Source organism: Mesorhizobium sp. M1B.F.Ca.ET.045.04.1.1, assembly GCF_003952465.1.
Lineage (GTDB): Bacteria > Pseudomonadota > Alphaproteobacteria > Rhizobiales > Rhizobiaceae > Mesorhizobium > Mesorhizobium shonense.
The window spans coordinates 5,554,461-5,569,959 of record NZ_CP034448.1; the positions used below are offsets into that span (position 1 = coordinate 5,554,461).

Genomic DNA, 15,499 nt, shown 5'->3' on the forward strand with positions numbered 1-15,499 from the left:
GCTACTCGCCAACGCTGGCGCTCACCCCCCTCTGGCCTGCCGGCCATCTCCCCCTCATGGGGGGAGATCGGATGTCACGCCGGCTTTCGCCAATTTCCAACGCTGCAAGGCGAGCGGGGCGCCGAAGCTGCCAATCTCCCCCTTGAGGGGGAGATGGCCGGCAGGCCAGAGGGGGTGCTGTCCCTCCAGCGTCCGAAGTTTATAGGCATGACCTACTGCCCCGCATCCAGCTTCGGCCCTAGAATCTCCACCAGCCAATCCACGAACACCCTCACCCTTGGCGACAGCTGCCGGCTGCGCGGATAGAGCACCGAGATCGGCGTCGGCGTCGGCGGATAGTCGGAAAGCACCTCGACAAGCCGACCGGCCTCGAGATCGTCCGCGTAGCGAAGCCTCGGCGCCTGGAACAGGCCGAAGCCCAGCCGCACCAGCGCGGCGCTGGTGTCGGAATTGGCAACCGTGACCCGCGACGGCAGGACGATTTCGCGCACCTCGCCGCCGACGGTGAATTCGAGCGGCATCACCTGTCCGGTGCGGGAAGAAACGAAGCCGATCATCATATGCCCGGCGAGATCGTCGGGCGTCGACGGCACGCCGCAACGCTGGAGATATGCGGGGCTGGCGACAGTGATCTCGCGCGCGATGCCCAGCCGGCGCACGATCATATCGCTGTCGGGAAGCACGCCCGCCCGGATGACGCAATCGACGCCTTCGCGCACGAGATCGACGAGGCGGTCCCCCTCGCCGATGTGGACCGTCAGGCCCGGATATCTGGCGATCAATGCCGGCAACTCCGGCAGGAGGAAGGTGCGCGCCATGTGACCGTTGACGTCGACGCTGAGCCTGCCACGCAGTTCATGCGCGCCGAAGCCGCCTTCGGCATCCTCGATATCGGCCAGGATGCCGATGCAGCGCTGGTAATAGGCTTCGCCGTCGAGCGTCGGTGTGACGTGCCTTGTGGTGCGCCGGAGCAACTGCACGCCAAGCCGTTCCTCCAGCCGCTTGATCGCCGCGGTGGCGCTGGAGCGCGGCAGGCCGAGATCGGCGGCGGCCGCAGTGAAGCTGCGCCTTTCCACGACGCGGGTGAAGAGCCGCATGCTGTCGAACCTGTCCATGGTGTGATTGTTCGCATGACCTGAATAGTGTTGGCAATCCGCGCCAGATTATATCCGCTGGTCAGGCGAGTATATGCATCTCCACTGCAACGAAGGAGATTTCACCATGGCCAAATCCATTCGCCCCATCGCCCTCATCACCGGCGGCAGCCGCGGCCTCGGCCGCAACACCGCGCTCAACCTCGCCCGCAGGGGCGTCGACGTCTTCCTCACCTATCGTTCGCGCGCCGACGAGGCGAAGGCGGCCGTCGCCGAGGTCGAGGCCGCAGGCGGTCGTGCCGCCGCGCTCGCGCTCGACACCGGCGCCGTCGCCACATTCCCTGCCTTCGTCGCGGCATTGAAGAAGACGCTGCAGGAAAACTGGCAGCGCGACCGCTTCGACTATCTCGTCAACAATGCCGGCACGGGCCTGCGCAAGCCGATCGCCGAGACGACCGAGCAGGAATTCGACACGCTGATGAACATCCATCTCAAGGGCGTGTTCTTCCTCACCCAAGCGCTGCTGCCGCTGATCAACGACGGCGGCCGCATCATCAACATCTCCAGCGGGCTGGCACGCTTCTCGGTTCCGGGTTCGGCCGCCTATGCGATGATGAAGGGCGGCGTCGAGGTGTTCACGCGCTACCTCGCCAAGGAACTCGCCGCCCGGCGCATCACCGCCAATACCGTGGCGCCGGGCGCGATCGCCACCGACTTCAACGGCGGCCATGTGCGCGACGACGCCGACATCAACCGCGTCGTGGCCGGGATGACTGCGCTCGGCCGCGCCGGTGTCGCTGACGACATCGGCCCGATGATCGCCTCGCTGCTCTCGGAGGACAACCGCTGGGTCAATGCGCAGCGCATCGAGGTGTCGGGCGGCATGAATATCTGAGCGGCAAAGCCCGAAAGCATTCGCTCCGATCCGCTTGCCTTTCGCATCGCGCCGTGCTTCGCCGCTGTTTGCCGGCGAAGCACGGCGCTTCGATATCGGTACGCCCCCGCGATCCGCCTTTTTCAGCATCGCGTCATGGGCAGAAAAATTTCGCGTGATCACCCCTTCCCGCGCGCCTTGACTCTGGCACGCCGCCAGCCTATTTCAGCGCCACGTTAGCACTCGCCTTTGGTGAGTGCTAACTCGTATCCGGCCTCGCCGGATGGAGGAACAGTTCTCACCGTTCTCATTCGAGGAAGACAACATGGCAAAGTCCAAATTCCGCCCGCTTCATGACCGCGTGGTCGTTCGCCGGGTCGAATCCGAATCCAAGACCGCCGGCGGGATCATCATCCCGGATACGGCGAAGGAGAAGCCGCAGGAAGGCGAGATCATCGCCGTTGGCTCCGGCGCCCGCGACGAAAGCGGCAAGCTCGTGCCGCTCGACGTCAAGGCCGGCGATCGCGTCCTGTTCGGCAAGTGGTCGGGCACTGAAGTCAAGCTCAATGGCGAGGACCTTCTGATCATGAAGGAATCCGACATCATGGGCATCATCGGCTGAATATCGGCCTCTCTCCATCAACTGAATTTTCGGGCTCTCACCGAGCCCCTGTCAGGAGCTAAAACATGGCTGCAAAAGACGTAAAATTCTCCCGCGACGCCCGTGAGCGCATGCTGCGCGGTGTCAATATCCTCGCCGACGCGGTGAAGGTCACGCTCGGTCCGAAGGGCCGCAACGTCGTCATCGACAAGTCGTTCGGCGCCCCGCGCATCACCAAGGACGGCGTCACCGTCGCCAAGGAGATCGAACTCGAGGACAAGTTCGAGAACATGGGCGCGCAGATGGTGCGCGAGGTCGCTTCGAAGACCAACGACATCGCCGGCGACGGCACCACGACCGCGACGGTTCTGGCGCAGTCGATCGTCCAGGAAGGCCACAAGGCGGTTGCCGCCGGCATGAACCCGATGGACCTGAAGCGCGGCATCGACCTCGCCGTCACCGAAGTCGTCGGCGCGCTCGGCAAGGCCGCCAAGAAGATCAAGACCTCCGAGGAAGTCGCCCAGGTCGGCACGATCTCGGCCAATGGCGACGAGTCGGTCGGCAAGATGATCGCGGAAGCGATGCAGAAGGTCGGCAACGAAGGCGTCATCACCGTCGAGGAAGCCAAGACCGCCGACACCGAGTTGGAAGTCGTCGAAGGCATGCAGTTCGACCGCGGCTACCTGTCGCCCTACTTCGTCACCAACGCCGACAAGATGGTCGCCGATCTGGAAGACGCCTACATCCTCCTGCACGAGAAGAAGCTCTCCAACCTGCAGGCCATGCTGCCGGTCCTGGAAGCCGTCGTTCAGACCTCGAAGCCGCTGCTCATCATCTCGGAAGACGTCGAAGGCGAGGCTCTGGCCACGCTGGTCGTCAATAAGCTGCGTGGCGGCCTGAAGATCGCCGCCGTCAAGGCCCCGGGCTTCGGCGACCGCCGCAAGGCCATGCTGGAAGACATCGCCATCCTCACCGGTGGCCAGGTCATTTCCGAAGACCTCGGCATCAAGCTCGAGAATGTCGGCCTCAACATGCTCGGCCGCGCCAAGAAGGTGTCGATCTCCAAGGAGAACACCACCATCGTCGACGGCGCCGGCAAGAAGGCCGAGATCCAGGGCCGCGTCGCCCAGATCAAGCAGCAGATCGAGGAGACCACCTCGGACTACGACAAGGAGAAGCTGCAGGAGCGTCTGGCCAAGCTCGCCGGCGGCGTCGCGGTGATCCGCGTCGGCGGCGCGACCGAGGTCGAGGTCAAGGAAAAGAAGGACCGCGTTGACGACGCGCTGAACGCGACCCGCGCGGCCGTGGAAGAAGGCATCGTCGCCGGCGGCGGCGTCGCCCTGCTGCGCGCCTCGGGCGCCCTCAAGGCCACCGGCGCCAATGCCGACCAGGCCGCGGGCATCGCCATCGTCCGTCGCGCTCTGCAGGCTCCGGCCCGCCAGATCGCGGCCAACGCCGGTGCCGAAGCCTCGATCGTCGCTGGCAAGATCCTCGAGAACAAGGGCGCGACCTTCGGCTTCAACGCCCAGACCGGCGAGTATGGCGACATGATCGCCATGGGCATCGTCGACCCGGTCAAGGTCGTGCGCACCGCTCTCCAGGACGCGGCCTCGGTCGCCGGCCTGCTGGTCACCACCGAAGCCATGATCGCCGAAGCTCCGAAGAAGGAAGCCGCCGGCGGTATGCCGGGCGGCATGCCTGGCGGCGGCATGGGTGGCATGGGCGGCATGGACTTCTAAGAAGTCCGGTCCCATCGCACATACGGAAAGGGCGCCGAAAGGCGCCCTTTTTGTTTGGCATTCAGCAAGACCTTCTGGACCGCTGCGATTGGCGAAGCCTGCGCGGCGGCCAATCTCCCCTCTCGAGGGGGAGATGCCCGGCAGGGCAGAGGGGGTCGTCTCGCGTAGATCGCCAGCGTGATCTTTTGTCGTGGAGGACGTTGGCGCTCCACGCGCGGCGACCCCCTCTGTCGCCTTCGGCGACATCTCCCCCTCAAGGACCCTCAAGGGGGAGATCAGCAGCCTGCGCGCTCTGCTTCGTCTTGCCCGAACGCACCGCCGCCTCGACCAGCGCCACCACTTCGTCGGCCACGGCAGCGAGCGGCGCGCGGTCGCGGGTGGCGCGGGCGATCACCATCAGGCCCTCGAGCGAGGATTCGACCAGCAGCGCCAGCGCCTGCGCCCGCGGCTCGACCACCCCTGCCCGCATGAAGGCCTGGCGCAACAGGCCGATCCATTGCTCGAAGGCCACGCGGCAGATCTCGGCCAGGTCCGGCACGTCGTTCGGCGCGTCCAGCACGACCGGCGCAATCGGACAGCCGAGCGAGAATTCGTTCTCCTCGAGCATGCGCGCCACCGACTGGTAGATGCGGCGGACGGCGACGGCCGGGTCGCTTTCGGAGGCTAGCTCGGCGCCCAACCGCTCCGTCACCTCGGCCACGCTGGCGCGCGTCACCTCGACGACCAATTGATCCTTGCCGCCCGGGAAATGGAAATACAGCGAGCCGCGGGGCGCGCCGCTGGCGCTCAAAATGTCGTTGAGCGAGGTGCCGTGATAGCCGCGCTGCCTGATGAGCAGCGCCGTTGCCTCGATCATGCGGGTGCGTGTGTCCGTCGCCACGTCAACCTCTTATCATGTCAACTTCTGTCAGGAATGCGCATTATAGGTCTTGCCCCGAATATGACAATCGGTCTACATAATATGTAAATCGGTCTACATATTCGAGAGGCAAGAATGCTAATCTATCGGCTTGAGGGACAAGGCGGCGTCGACAGGCTGGCGCTGCGCGAGGAAGCAATGCCACGGCCCGGCCCGCATCAGATCGTGGTGAAGGTGCGCGCCGCCTCGCTCAACCGCCGCGACACCATGATCCTCAACGGCACCTATCCGCTGATGCCGCGCTCCAGCATCGTCCCGCTGAGCGACGGCGCCGGCGAAGTGACGGCGATCGGCGATGGCGTCACGCGCTTTGCCGTCGGCGACCGCGTCACCGGCAGCTATTTCGCGCGCTGGATCGACGGCCGGATGCATCCCGGCTTGGTCGACCAGCTTGGCTGCACGCTGGACGGCATGCTCTCGGAATACGCCTTGCTCGACGAGCAATGGGCGGTGCGGCTGCCCGACCATCTCGACTGGCATGAGGCGGCAACGCTGAGCTGCGCCGGGCTGACCGCCTGGAGCGCGCTGACGGGCGCCGAGAATCCGAAGCCTGGGCAATGGGTTCTGGTCATCGGCTCAGGCGGCGTCGCATTGTTTGCGTTGCAATTCGCCAAGCTCGCCGGCTGCCGCGTCGCGGCCGTCACCTCGCGCGCCGAAAAGGCCGACAGGCTGCGGACGCTCGGCGCCGATCTCGTCATCGCAACGGCCGAGACGCCGGAATGGGGCATGAAACTGCGCGAGGCGACCGGCGGCATCGACATCGTCGTCGAGACCGGCGGCCCGGCAACATTCGCGCAATCGCTGATCGCCAGCTCGCTTTACGGCCGCATCGTGCTGCTCACCGTGCAGGACCAGAAGGGCCAATCGGTCGAGATTCCGGGCTCCGTCTATCAGCGAAGTCTCGCCACCATCAGCCGCGTGTTCGTCGGTAGCCGCAGCGCATTGGAGGCGATGCTCGCCGCCGTCGCGACGCATCGGCTGAAGCCCGTCATCGACGGGGTCTTTCCCTTCGCCGAGGCGCGCGAGGCCTATCGTCATTTCCAGCAGGGCGACGTCTTCGGCAAGGTCGTCATCGACGGCGCCTGACCATTCCCAACCAGACAGGAGAGACAGCAATGACAATCCGCGAGGCTTCAGCCGAATGGCAGAGCACACTCAAGGAAGGATCCGGCCGGCTGCGGCTGGGCAGCGGCGTATTCGAGGGCGCCTATTCCTTTCCATCACGCTTCGAGAACGGTCCGGGCACCAATCCGGAGGAACTGATCGCGGCGGCGCATGCCGGCTGCTTCTCGATGGCGCTGAGCGCCATTCTCGGCCGCGAAGGTTTTACTCCCGCGCGCATCAGCACCGTCGCGAAAGTGCATCTCGGCGCCACCACGGCCGGGCCGACCATCACCCGCATCGAGCTGGAGACGGAAGCGAGCGTCGCCGGGCTCGCCGCGGACGATTTCGAGCGGCTGGCGCAATCCGCAAAGGCGACCTGCCTCGTCTCGCGGGCGCTCACCGGCGTCGCCGCGATCACGCTCGAGGCGAACCTCATCGACCACTGAAGCGGAAGGAGAAACCAATGACCCAGGAATTGATCATCGACATCGCCACGGCCAAACGCTCGGCCGAAACGGCCGAAATCATGCGGCGCTACAACGACGTCTTCCAAAAGCACGATCCGTCGGCGCTGGACGCGCTGGTGGCGGATCACTGCGTGATCGAGAACACCACGCCGGCGCCGGACGGCGCCCTCCGCGCCGGCAAGGCCGCCTGCGTCGAGCTATGGTCGGCGATCGCCACCGCACCCGGCACGCGCTTCGACATCGAGGAGACGTTTGTGGCCGGTGACCGGGCGACGATCCGCTGGCGCTTCTGGATGTCCGACGGCAATTCTTTGCGCGGCGTCAATCTGATGCGCGTCGCGGACGGACAGATCGTCGAGGCGATGGGCTATGTGAAGGGATAGGGCCTGGCCGGAAAAGCCGCGCTCAACCCGGAATCCCCACCAAGGTTTGGCTCCCGGGCAAAAGTCGTCCATTGTCAGACCAGTGCATGTCGACCAGAGGTGCAGCGGCTTCTGGGGCAGCGACATGCATCAAAACAAAGATCTGAAGCGCGTCGCCTGAATCCGTTCCAACACGACGCGCTTTAGACGACACGTTGGAGATTGGACACATGGCGCTCAAACGGATGGACAATGTAGGAATCGTCGTCGACGACCTCGGAGCGACGATTGATTTCTTTCGCGACCTCGGCCTTGAGCTCGAAGGGCGCGCCACCATCGAAGGAGAATGGGCCGGACGTGTCACTGGGCTGGGCGATCAGCACGTCGAGATTGCCATGATGCGCACGCCAGACGGCCACGGCCGGCTCGAGCTCTCCCGTTTCCTCAAGCCGCCTACCGTCGCAGATCACCGCAACGCCCCGGTGAATGCTCTGGGCTACCTCCGCATCATGTTCGCCGTGGACGACATCGACGAGACGCTTGAAAGGCTCCGCGATCGCGGCGCGCAGCTCGTAGGCGAAGTAGTCCGGTATAAAGACGTGTATCGGCTCTGCTACATCCGCGGGCCTGAAGGGCTTCTCATCGGACTCGCGCAAGAACTCAGCTGAGCGCGATACGACGACAATGACGAAGCAAGCGCGTCTCGCAAAGGGTGGTTAGCGCGCGACCCTGTTGAGCTTCACGAAGGTCTTGGGACTGCGCTGAATCGTCTGGAAGATCACGCAGTAGCGATCGGTGAGCTCCAGCAGTTCCGTCAGTCGTTTTTGCGGAGCGTCCGTCTCGATGTCGAACCGCAAGCGGATCTCCTTGAAGCCGACCGGCACGCCTTCGGTGACGCCCAGCGTGCCGCGAAGGTCGACATCGCCTTCGGCGGAGATTTCCGCCGACTTGATCGGGATCTCGAGGACGGCGGCAGCCGCCCGCATCGAGACGCCGGCGCAGGCGATCAACGCTTCCAGCAGCATGTCGCCGGAACAAAGCTCCTGCCCGCTGCCGCCGGCCTTCGGGTGGATGCCGGCCAGTGCCAGGCCGCGTCCGGTCTCGACCTTGCAGGTCACCCTGGCGTCGTCGGCGCTGCCCTTTGCCTTCAGCGTGAGAAGCGCCGCCCGGGCATCGTTGCGATAAAGATCCTTGATCGGCTCCTGCGTGGCGCGAAATGTCGCGATATCCATGCATATTCTCCTGTCGTGTAGTGTGGTTCTCGGGAGTCCTTTGTCATCGCCGGGGATTACTCCGGCAGGCTCACGCCGGAGCCGCCGAGCTCGGCCGGAAAATCCTTCAGCTTGGGCAAGCCGTCCTTCATCGGCAGGACCGTCTCGGCGTAGTTGACATGGACCCCCGGCGTGAATTCCACCGTCGGTATCGTCGCCGCATAGACGTCGACCAGGCCAAGCTGCGGATGATCCGTCATCAGATGCCCGCCGCATTCGGTGCAGTACCGGCGGTCGCTCATCTTCGACTTCCTGAAGCCGGACAGGAATTCCGCGCCCTTGGTGACCTTGACGTTTTCGGGCTTCCATAGCGTGAAGGCGTTCACGGGAGACGCCGACCACGACCGGCAGGAACCGCAATGGCAATAGCCCATTGCCTCGGCGGTTCCATGAACTTCGATCTGCACGGCGCCGCAAAAACATCCGCCCTTATGTACCGTCATGACTTACATCCTTCCTTGAGTTCGACTGCGCTTGACCGTCCGATTTGAGACGAACCTCAGCACCGGCAGGGGTTTAAAGCTTCCAGCCATGAACGGAATGACGGCGCGTCCGCCTTACTTGACAGCGCGTCCGGAACTCGGAAGGGATGTCGCGCCGGGTTGCCGCGCAACTTACGGGGCTTGGGTGAATGGCCGGGGACGCTCTGTCTGACCTGTTGAAAACGGTGCGCCTCACCGGCGCGACGTTTTTCGACATCGAGGCCCAGGATCCCTGGGCGGTCTGCTCGCCCTCGCCCGCTTCGATACTGCCCAGGATCCTGCCGGGCGCGGATCACCTGATTTCCTACCACGTGCTCACAGCCGGCCGTTGCTTCGCCCGCATCATCGGCAAGGAAGCTATTCCCGTGGAGGCCGGCGAGGTCGTCGTCTTCACCAAGAGCGACCCGCATATCATGTCGAGCACGCCCGACTTGAGGGCCGATCCGCCGACCGCGGATGTCCTGGAGATCGCGGCCGCCAGCCAGACGCCGTTCCCCATCAACTACGTTAAGGACGGATCGCTGTCGGCCCGGCTGGTCTGCGGCTATCTCGCTTGCGATGCCCTGCCCTTCAACCCGCTGCTCGAAGCGCTGCCGCCGGTCATCAAGGCTGGAGACGTGAAGGGCGACGGCGGCTGGCTCGGCCAATTCATCAAGCTGGCGGTGTCGGAGGTGGCGGAGAAGCGGGCGGGCAGCGAGACGGTGCTGACCAAGCTCAGCGAATTGATGTTCGTCGATGTCCTGCGCCGCTATGTGGAATCGCTGCCGCCGCAACAGACCGGCTGGCTGGCGGGCCTGCGCGATCCGCATCTGGGCAGGGCGCTGGCGCTGATCCATGATCGGCCGGCGCATAGTTGGACCTTGGAGGCGCTGGCGAAAGAGTCCGCGCTGTCGCGCACTGTGCTTGCCGAGCGCTTCACCAGGCTCGTCGGCATGCCACCGATGCACTATCTCGCCAAATGGCGCATGCAGATCGCCTCGGAATTGCTCAGCGCCGGCAACAGCAACGTCGCGAACATCGCGGCGGAGATCGGCTACGAGTCCGAGGCGGCGTTCAGCCGCGCCTTCAAGAAGATGATCGGCGTGCCGCCTTCGGCCTGGCGGCTCGGCATTCGGGCTGCGTCCGGTTCCGCAAGCGAGGCTTCCGAAACCGGAGGCGAGCTGGCCGACAAGCAGCGGTGAGCTAGCGATCCGCCAGCGCCAGCTTGGCGCCGAGCATGACAAAGGCGCCGGCGAAGGTGCGGCGCATCCAGGTCAACACCATCGGCCGCGACACGATGTGGCTGCGCACCGACGCCGCGAACACGCCGTAGACCGCAAAGACGACGAAGGTCATCAGCATGAAGACACCGGAGAGCTCCAGCATCTTGCCAAACGCGTGCGGCTCGCCGGTGCTGACGAATTGCGGCAGGAAGGCAAAGAAGAAGATCGACAGTTTTGGGTTGAGGATGTTGATCAGGATGCCGGAAGCGACGATCCTGGCGGCGGAGCGAGGGGCGACATTCTCGTCGACACTCAACCCGCCTTTCTCCTTCAACGTGTTCCAGGCCATATAGAGCAGGTAGGCGACGCCGAGATATTTCAGCGTCTCGAAGGCGACGGCACTGGTGTGCAGCACCGCGGCAAGGCCGGTGACGGCAGCCGCCATATGCGGGATGATGCCCAGGGTGCAGGCGAAGGCTGCAATGATCGAAGCGCGCGCGCCACGCGAGAGGCCGGCACTCAGCGTGTAGAGAACGCCGGTGCCCGGCGAGGCGACGATGATCAGCGACGTCAACAGGAATTCGATGCTCACGGTTTCCTCCACGGCCCTGCCCGCGCGGCAAGGTATCGGGAGGTGAGAGAGTGGGCAAGCGGGGGAGAGCGTAATCTCCCCCCTCGTGGGGGAGATGGCCGGCAGGCCAGAGGGGGGCGCTGTCCCGCCGACTTCTCGATAGTCCAGGTTCCCGCCGCCCCCCGCCTAATTCAGCACCCTCCCATCGATCTCCTCGACGTTGCGTGTCCCCGTGAGCGCCATCGTGACGGAGAGTTCCTTGCGCAGAATCTCAATTGCCGTCGCCACACCGGCCTCGCCGCCGGCGCCGAGGCCGTAGACATAGGCGCGTCCGACCAGGCAGGCCCGGGCGCCGAGCGCCAGCGCCCGCATCACATCTTGGCCCGAGCGCACGCCGCCGTCGAACAGCAACTCGATCTCCGAGCCCACCGCCTCGGCGATCCTGGGTAGCATCGAAATGGTCGACGGCGCGCCGTCGAGCTGCCTGCCACCGTGGTTGGACACCACGATGGCGTCGGCGCCCGCCTTGCTGGCGCTCCGTGCGTCGTCGACGTTGAGGATGCCCTTGAGGATCAGCTTGCCCGGCCAGATGCTCCTGATCCAGTCGACATCGCTCCAGTTCAGCGTTGCATCGAATTGATGCGCTACCCAATCCGCCACCGCCTTGATGCTGTCCTCGCCCTTCACATGACCGGCGAGGTTGCCGAAGGTCCAGCGTTTGGCCGAGAGCATGCGGGCCGCCCAGCCCGGCCGACTGGCAATGTCAAGGATAGTGCGCGGCTTGAGCGCCGGCGGCACCGAGAGCCCGTTCCTGACATCGGCGTGGCGCTGCCCCAGCACCTGCAGGTCGACGGTGAGTACCAGCGCGCTGCAGCGGGCGGCGAGCGCCCGCTCGACGAGCGCTCGCACGAAACCACGGTCCTTCATCACATAGAGCTGGAACCAGAACGGCTTGCCGACCGCTTGAGCAACGTCCTCCATAGAGCAGATCGACATCGTGCTCATCGTGTAGGGAATGCCGGCGACTTTTGCCGCGCGGCAGGCGAGGATCTCGCCATCGGCCCATTGCATGCCGCCGAGGCCGATCGGCGCAAGCGCCACCGGCAGCGCTACCCTCTCGCCGAGGATCGTGGTTGCCGTGTCGCGCTGCTCGACATCGACCAGCACGCGCTGTTTGAGCGTGATGCGCTCGAGGTCGGCGCTGTTGGCGCGCAGCGTCTGCTCCGCATAGGAACCGGACTCGAGATAGTCGAAAAAGACGCGCGGCACCCGGCGGCGCGCCGCCTGGCGCAGGTCCTCGATGCAGGTCATGCCTTTGAGAAACTGCGGAGCAGCCGATGCTGCCCCGATCGCATCTGCCAGCGTCACGATCCCTGTCGGGACATCGAGCACTGTGGGGACTACTCTTTCCATCGTCGTCCTCCCTTGAATATTAGCAAGCTCTGATCATTGAACGCCGCGCCCGCCCTGATGTAAATTCACTAGCGAGTATACTTTCACCGGCAGCGGCCGCCCCATGCCCAGAGGGTCCGACGAGACCAGGCCTGAGATCTTGCAGGCGGCTTACAAGCTGTTCCGCCGGCGGGGCTTCTTCCGTGTCGGCATGGATGAGATCGCGGATGCTGCGGGCGTCACCAAGCGCACGCTCTACTACCACTTCGATAGCAAGGACGCGCTGCTGACCGCCGTGCTCGCCTTGCAGCACGAGCGTACCTTCGCCGACTTTCAGAACTACGGCATCGACCTGTCGGGCGGCGCGGCCGAGCTGATCGACAAGCTGTTCGAGGGCCTGGTCAAATGGTCGTCCAAGCCGCGCTGGGCGGGCTCCGGCTTCACCCGGCTGGCGATCGAGCTCGCCGATCTATCCGGCCATCCCGCGCGCTCGATCGCCCGCCAGCACAAGGCGCTGATGGAGCGGCATCTGGAAACGCTGCTTGCTGAAGCGAACGTGCCGGCGCCCAAGGCACGGGCGCGCGAGCTCTTCCTGCTGATCGAAGGCGCCATGGTAATGATCCTGATCCATGGCGACCAAAGCTACTGCACTGCCGCCGCGGATGCGGCGAAGCGGCTGGTGGCGGACGGTTCGTCGCCGCCCATGTCGTGAGGGCAACTGGAACAGCGCCTCATTCCTTGGTGCCCCTCTCGGTTTTCGAGCGAGAACCTACTCCGGTGTGCGATTGAAGCCTGATGGAAAAGCCGGCGGGACAGCGCCCCCCTCTGCCCTGCCGGGCTTTCGTCGTTCGCAAAGCCAAGCAATTGGCTTCGCGTCCGCTACGCGGACCACTCCTCAACCCCCACAAGGGGGGAGATTACGCTCTCCACCGCCAGCCCATACATCGCCCTTGCCATCAAGCAATCATCGCCGCCGGGCATGCAGGCGCGGCAGACATGCGGGCGGACTTCGTAGATCGTACAGGCTGTCCCCTTGCCCACTTCGCCGCAAAGCGCTGAACAGCGGCTGCCCTCGCAGTGCATGCCGGACTGATCGGCGGCGACGAGCGCTTCGGGGATGCGGTCGAGTTCCGCATCCTCCTCGGTGGAGAAGCGCGGCCAGTCGGCCGAATAGGCGCAGCAGGCGCCGCAGCTCTGGCAGTCGAAGGCGGCTGATGCGTCGGTCAGGCTCAGGAAGGAATGGTCGTGCGGCAAGGCGATCCTCATACTGGCGACGCCTCTAGCACAGAGCCCGGAAAGCGCGCACGCCGACCGAAAAGATTTTTTTATTTTGCCGGGAACCTTTTCGCCGGCTGCGGGTTTTCAGTTGTCGTCGACAGTTCAAGAGCAATCGAGAAAGGTTGACGGCAAAAGCGCCTCCCGCGCCGTAAAAAGCGCGAGAGGCGTTTTTCACTAGGCCTCACATGATCGTGCTCAACATCGGCAGGATTTCATAGCGGAAGCCGCGACCCGAGCGCGACACCGGATCGCCGTCGGTCACGGCCCTGGCCTCGGCCTCGCCGCCGACGCGCAGGATCAACAGGCCCCAAGGCCCGGCGGGATCGGCGACGGGACCCGCCAGCATCATCGTGCCATCTTGGAGCAGGCCGCGCAGGTAGTCTGCATGCGCATTCATCAGCGCCCGCTCCTCCTCCGTCAGTGTGAAGGCGAAATCCGGCCGCGGCGGGATCAACCGGCAATGGAAAACGGTCGGCGCCTTGCTGCCAGTCTCCTTGACAAGGAAGTCGCCGAGCCAGCCAAGCACGCGCTCCCAGCCGGAACCGTGGTCGCGGCAGGAGTCGCGGCGCGCGCCGAAGCCATCGTGGCGCAGCGTCAGCCGCGTGCCGTTCTCCACCGCTTCCAGCGTATAGGTGACGGTGGTGGCATGATCGCCGTCCCACGGCGCTATCCAGGTCATCACCAGGCGATGCGGCGGCTCGACCTCGAGATACTCGCCGCCGACATGGAAATCGCGGCCGTCAGCGCCCTTGCCTTCCGAGCGCCAGGCGCCGCCGGGCCGGACGTCGGCCGTGTGTTTCGTCGTCCGGTACATGTTGTCCGCGCCCCACCAGAGCGGGATCTGGTCCCCGGCGGTGATGGCGTGGAAGACGCGTTCCGGCGGCACGGCGATCGTCACCGTGGCAAGGATGGTGCCGGCTGACACGTCGGCGATCGCACGCGGTTTGTCATTGCTGGCCATTGGTCTCCTCCGGATTGGCGTTCTCCAGATAGGATTTGAGATTGCCGAGACTTTGCTGCCAGAAGTCGCGGTAAGGCAGGATCCAGTCCGCGACGTCCTTCAATTCGGCCGGCTCCAGCCGGTAGACGCGCTCACGGCCTTGCCGCCGCTCGGAAACGACGTTGAGCTCGCGCAGTATCCTCAGATGCTTGGAAATCGCCGGACGGCTCTGCGAGAAGGCGGAAGCCAGTTCGTTGACCGGCGCCGGGCCTTCCCGCAGCCGGTCGAGAATAGCGCGCCGCGTCGGATCGGCGATGGCGCGGAAGACGGAACGGTCGGGATCAGCCTGCGGCATAATATGTATCCATCTGGTTACGTATTATGCCGAAATGCGGCGCCGGTCAATTGTTGTCGACCGGGTTCGCTGATGGCTCAGCGCTCCTGGTCGGTCGGGCGGATGAGGATCTCGTTGATGTTGACGCGCGGCGGCTGACTGACGGCGTAGAGGATGGCGTTGGCGATATCCTCGGCGGTCAGCGCTTCCATGGTGGCGAGGCGGTGTTCGAGCCCGGCCTTGAATTCCTGGTTGGTGATGTGGTCGCCGAGTTCGGTCCGCACGAGGCCCGGCTCGATGACGGTGACGCGCACCTTGTCGGCATAGACCTCGCGGCGCAGCGACTCAGAGAAGGCGACGACGCCGAACTTGGTCGCCGCATAGCCGCTGGCACCTGGGTTGGCGACGCGGCCGGCCACCGAGGAGACGTTGACGACATGGCCCTTGGAGGCCTTGAGGTGCGGCAGCGCGGCCTTGGTGGTTCCCATCAGGCCAACCAGGTTGAGCTCGATCATGCGGCGCCAGTCATCGAGGTCGGCTTCGGCCGTGGGCGCAAGCAGCATGACGCCGGCATTGTTGACGAGGATGTCGAGCCGGCCCCATTCGGAAGCGGCCCTGTCGACCATGGCGGCGACGTCGCCACCCTTGGCGATATCGGCTTCGATGGCGAATGCGGTGCCGCCGGCCTTTTCGATGCGGCTGGAGAGCGTCGCGAGACGATCGATGCGGCGGGCGGCGACAGCCACCTTCGCGCCGGCGGCGGCAAGTGCGGCCGCGGTCGCCTCGCCGATACCGGACGAGGCGCCGGTGACGAGCGCGACCTTACCCGAGAGAGGGGAATTTGCGGATGTCATGAGGAATCTCCAGCA

Annotated in this window: 19 protein-coding genes; 9 read left to right on the forward strand and 10 right to left on the reverse strand. The window is 65.0% G+C overall.

The window, feature by feature from the left end; genetic code table 11:
• Positions 1 to 212: 212 nt before the first annotated feature.
• Positions 213 to 1,115, reverse strand: a complete 903-nt coding sequence (locus EJ071_RS27425) for a LysR family transcriptional regulator (protein WP_126100650.1) — start codon at positions 1,113 to 1,115, stop codon at positions 213 to 215.
• Between the two features lie 106 nt (positions 1,116 to 1,221).
• On the opposite strand from EJ071_RS27425, the gene EJ071_RS27430 reads away from it, so the two are divergent.
• The 3 genes from EJ071_RS27430 (at position 1,222) to groL (ending at position 4,308) form a co-directional block, all read left to right on the forward strand.
• Complete coding sequence (locus tag EJ071_RS27430; protein WP_126100651.1) at positions 1,222 to 1,989, forward strand: SDR family oxidoreductase; 768 nt, start codon at positions 1,222 to 1,224, stop codon at positions 1,987 to 1,989.
• Between the two features lie 304 nt (positions 1,990 to 2,293).
• The gene (gene groES, locus EJ071_RS27435; RefSeq protein WP_040975262.1) at positions 2,294 to 2,590 is read left to right on the forward strand and encodes a co-chaperone GroES; all 297 of its coding nucleotides are present in this window, start codon (positions 2,294 to 2,296) and stop codon (positions 2,588 to 2,590) included.
• 65 nt (positions 2,591 to 2,655) lie between these two features.
• Complete coding sequence (gene groL, locus EJ071_RS27440) at positions 2,656 to 4,308, forward strand: chaperonin GroEL (RefSeq protein WP_126100652.1); 1,653 nt, start codon at positions 2,656 to 2,658, stop codon at positions 4,306 to 4,308.
• Positions 4,309 to 4,561: 253 nt separating this feature from the next.
• On the opposite strand, the gene EJ071_RS27445 is transcribed toward groL, so the two are convergent.
• The gene (locus EJ071_RS27445) at positions 4,562 to 5,188 is read right to left on the reverse strand and encodes a TetR/AcrR family transcriptional regulator (protein WP_126100653.1); all 627 of its coding nucleotides are present in this window, start codon (positions 5,186 to 5,188) and stop codon (positions 4,562 to 4,564) included.
• A gap of 114 nt (positions 5,189 to 5,302) precedes the next feature.
• On the opposite strand from EJ071_RS27445, the gene EJ071_RS27450 reads away from it, so the two are divergent.
• From EJ071_RS27450 to EJ071_RS27465, 4 genes are all read left to right on the forward strand, one after another.
• On the forward strand, positions 5,303 to 6,313 hold the full coding sequence (locus EJ071_RS27450) for an NAD(P)-dependent alcohol dehydrogenase (RefSeq protein WP_126100654.1): 1,011 nt from the start codon (positions 5,303 to 5,305) through the stop codon (positions 6,311 to 6,313).
• Positions 6,314 to 6,342: 29 nt separating this feature from the next.
• Complete coding sequence (locus tag EJ071_RS27455) at positions 6,343 to 6,777, forward strand: OsmC family protein (RefSeq protein ID WP_126100655.1); 435 nt, start codon at positions 6,343 to 6,345, stop codon at positions 6,775 to 6,777.
• Positions 6,778 to 6,794: 17 nt separating this feature from the next.
• Complete coding sequence (locus EJ071_RS27460; RefSeq protein WP_126100656.1) at positions 6,795 to 7,181, forward strand: nuclear transport factor 2 family protein; 387 nt, start codon at positions 6,795 to 6,797, stop codon at positions 7,179 to 7,181.
• Between the two features lie 209 nt (positions 7,182 to 7,390).
• Entirely contained in the window at positions 7,391 to 7,828 is a 438-nt protein-coding gene (locus EJ071_RS27465) for a VOC family protein (RefSeq protein ID WP_126100657.1), read from the forward strand.
• A gap of 48 nt (positions 7,829 to 7,876) precedes the next feature.
• On the opposite strand, the gene EJ071_RS27470 is transcribed toward EJ071_RS27465, so the two are convergent.
• Positions 7,877 to 8,392, reverse strand: coding sequence for an OsmC family protein (locus EJ071_RS27470; RefSeq protein ID WP_126100658.1), 516 nt, complete (start codon positions 8,390 to 8,392; stop codon positions 7,877 to 7,879).
• Positions 8,393 to 8,448: 56 nt separating this feature from the next.
• Positions 8,449 to 8,874 carry a GFA family protein gene (locus EJ071_RS27475; protein ID WP_126100659.1) on the reverse strand — a complete coding sequence of 142 codons (426 nt, stop codon included), beginning with the start codon at positions 8,872 to 8,874 and terminating at the stop codon, positions 8,449 to 8,451.
• Between the two features lie 188 nt (positions 8,875 to 9,062).
• Here EJ071_RS27475 and EJ071_RS27480 point away from each other — a divergent pair, with 188 nt between their 5' ends.
• Positions 9,063 to 10,094: an AraC family transcriptional regulator gene (locus EJ071_RS27480; protein ID WP_126100660.1), complete on the forward strand. Its 1,032-nt coding sequence runs from the start codon at positions 9,063 to 9,065 to the stop codon at positions 10,092 to 10,094.
• A gap of 1 nt (position 10,095) precedes the next feature.
• On the opposite strand, the gene EJ071_RS27485 is transcribed toward EJ071_RS27480, so the two are convergent.
• Together EJ071_RS27485 and EJ071_RS27490 are read right to left on the reverse strand one after the other, a co-directional pair.
• Positions 10,096 to 10,707 carry a LysE family translocator gene (locus EJ071_RS27485; RefSeq protein ID WP_126100661.1) on the reverse strand — a complete coding sequence of 204 codons (612 nt, stop codon included), beginning with the start codon at positions 10,705 to 10,707 and terminating at the stop codon, positions 10,096 to 10,098.
• Between the two features lie 165 nt (positions 10,708 to 10,872).
• Positions 10,873 to 11,997 (reverse strand): alpha-hydroxy acid oxidase, encoded by a 1,125-nt coding sequence (locus EJ071_RS27490; protein WP_245460359.1) that lies wholly within the window; start codon positions 11,995 to 11,997, stop codon positions 10,873 to 10,875.
• 205 nt (positions 11,998 to 12,202) lie between these two features.
• On the opposite strand from EJ071_RS27490, the gene EJ071_RS27495 reads away from it, so the two are divergent.
• On the forward strand, positions 12,203 to 12,790 hold the full coding sequence (locus EJ071_RS27495; protein WP_126100663.1) for a TetR/AcrR family transcriptional regulator: 588 nt from the start codon (positions 12,203 to 12,205) through the stop codon (positions 12,788 to 12,790).
• A 167-nt stretch (positions 12,791 to 12,957) separates the two neighbouring features.
• On the opposite strand, the gene EJ071_RS27500 is transcribed toward EJ071_RS27495, so the two are convergent.
• From EJ071_RS27500 to EJ071_RS27515, 4 genes are all read right to left on the reverse strand, one after another.
• The gene (locus tag EJ071_RS27500) at positions 12,958 to 13,344 is read right to left on the reverse strand and encodes a YkgJ family cysteine cluster protein (RefSeq protein ID WP_126100664.1); all 387 of its coding nucleotides are present in this window, start codon (positions 13,342 to 13,344) and stop codon (positions 12,958 to 12,960) included.
• 193 nt (positions 13,345 to 13,537) lie between these two features.
• A complete protein-coding gene (locus EJ071_RS27505) occupies positions 13,538 to 14,317 on the reverse strand; it encodes an SRPBCC domain-containing protein (protein WP_126100665.1) in 780 nt (259 codons plus the stop codon).
• A complete protein-coding gene (locus tag EJ071_RS27510; RefSeq protein ID WP_126100666.1) occupies positions 14,304 to 14,651 on the reverse strand; it encodes a metalloregulator ArsR/SmtB family transcription factor in 348 nt (115 codons plus the stop codon). Before EJ071_RS27510 ends, EJ071_RS27505 begins: the two co-directional genes overlap by 14 nt.
• A 77-nt stretch (positions 14,652 to 14,728) precedes the next feature.
• Positions 14,729 to 15,484 (reverse strand): SDR family NAD(P)-dependent oxidoreductase, encoded by a 756-nt coding sequence (locus tag EJ071_RS27515; RefSeq protein WP_126100667.1) that lies wholly within the window; start codon positions 15,482 to 15,484, stop codon positions 14,729 to 14,731.
• Positions 15,485 to 15,499: the final 15 nt, after the last annotated feature.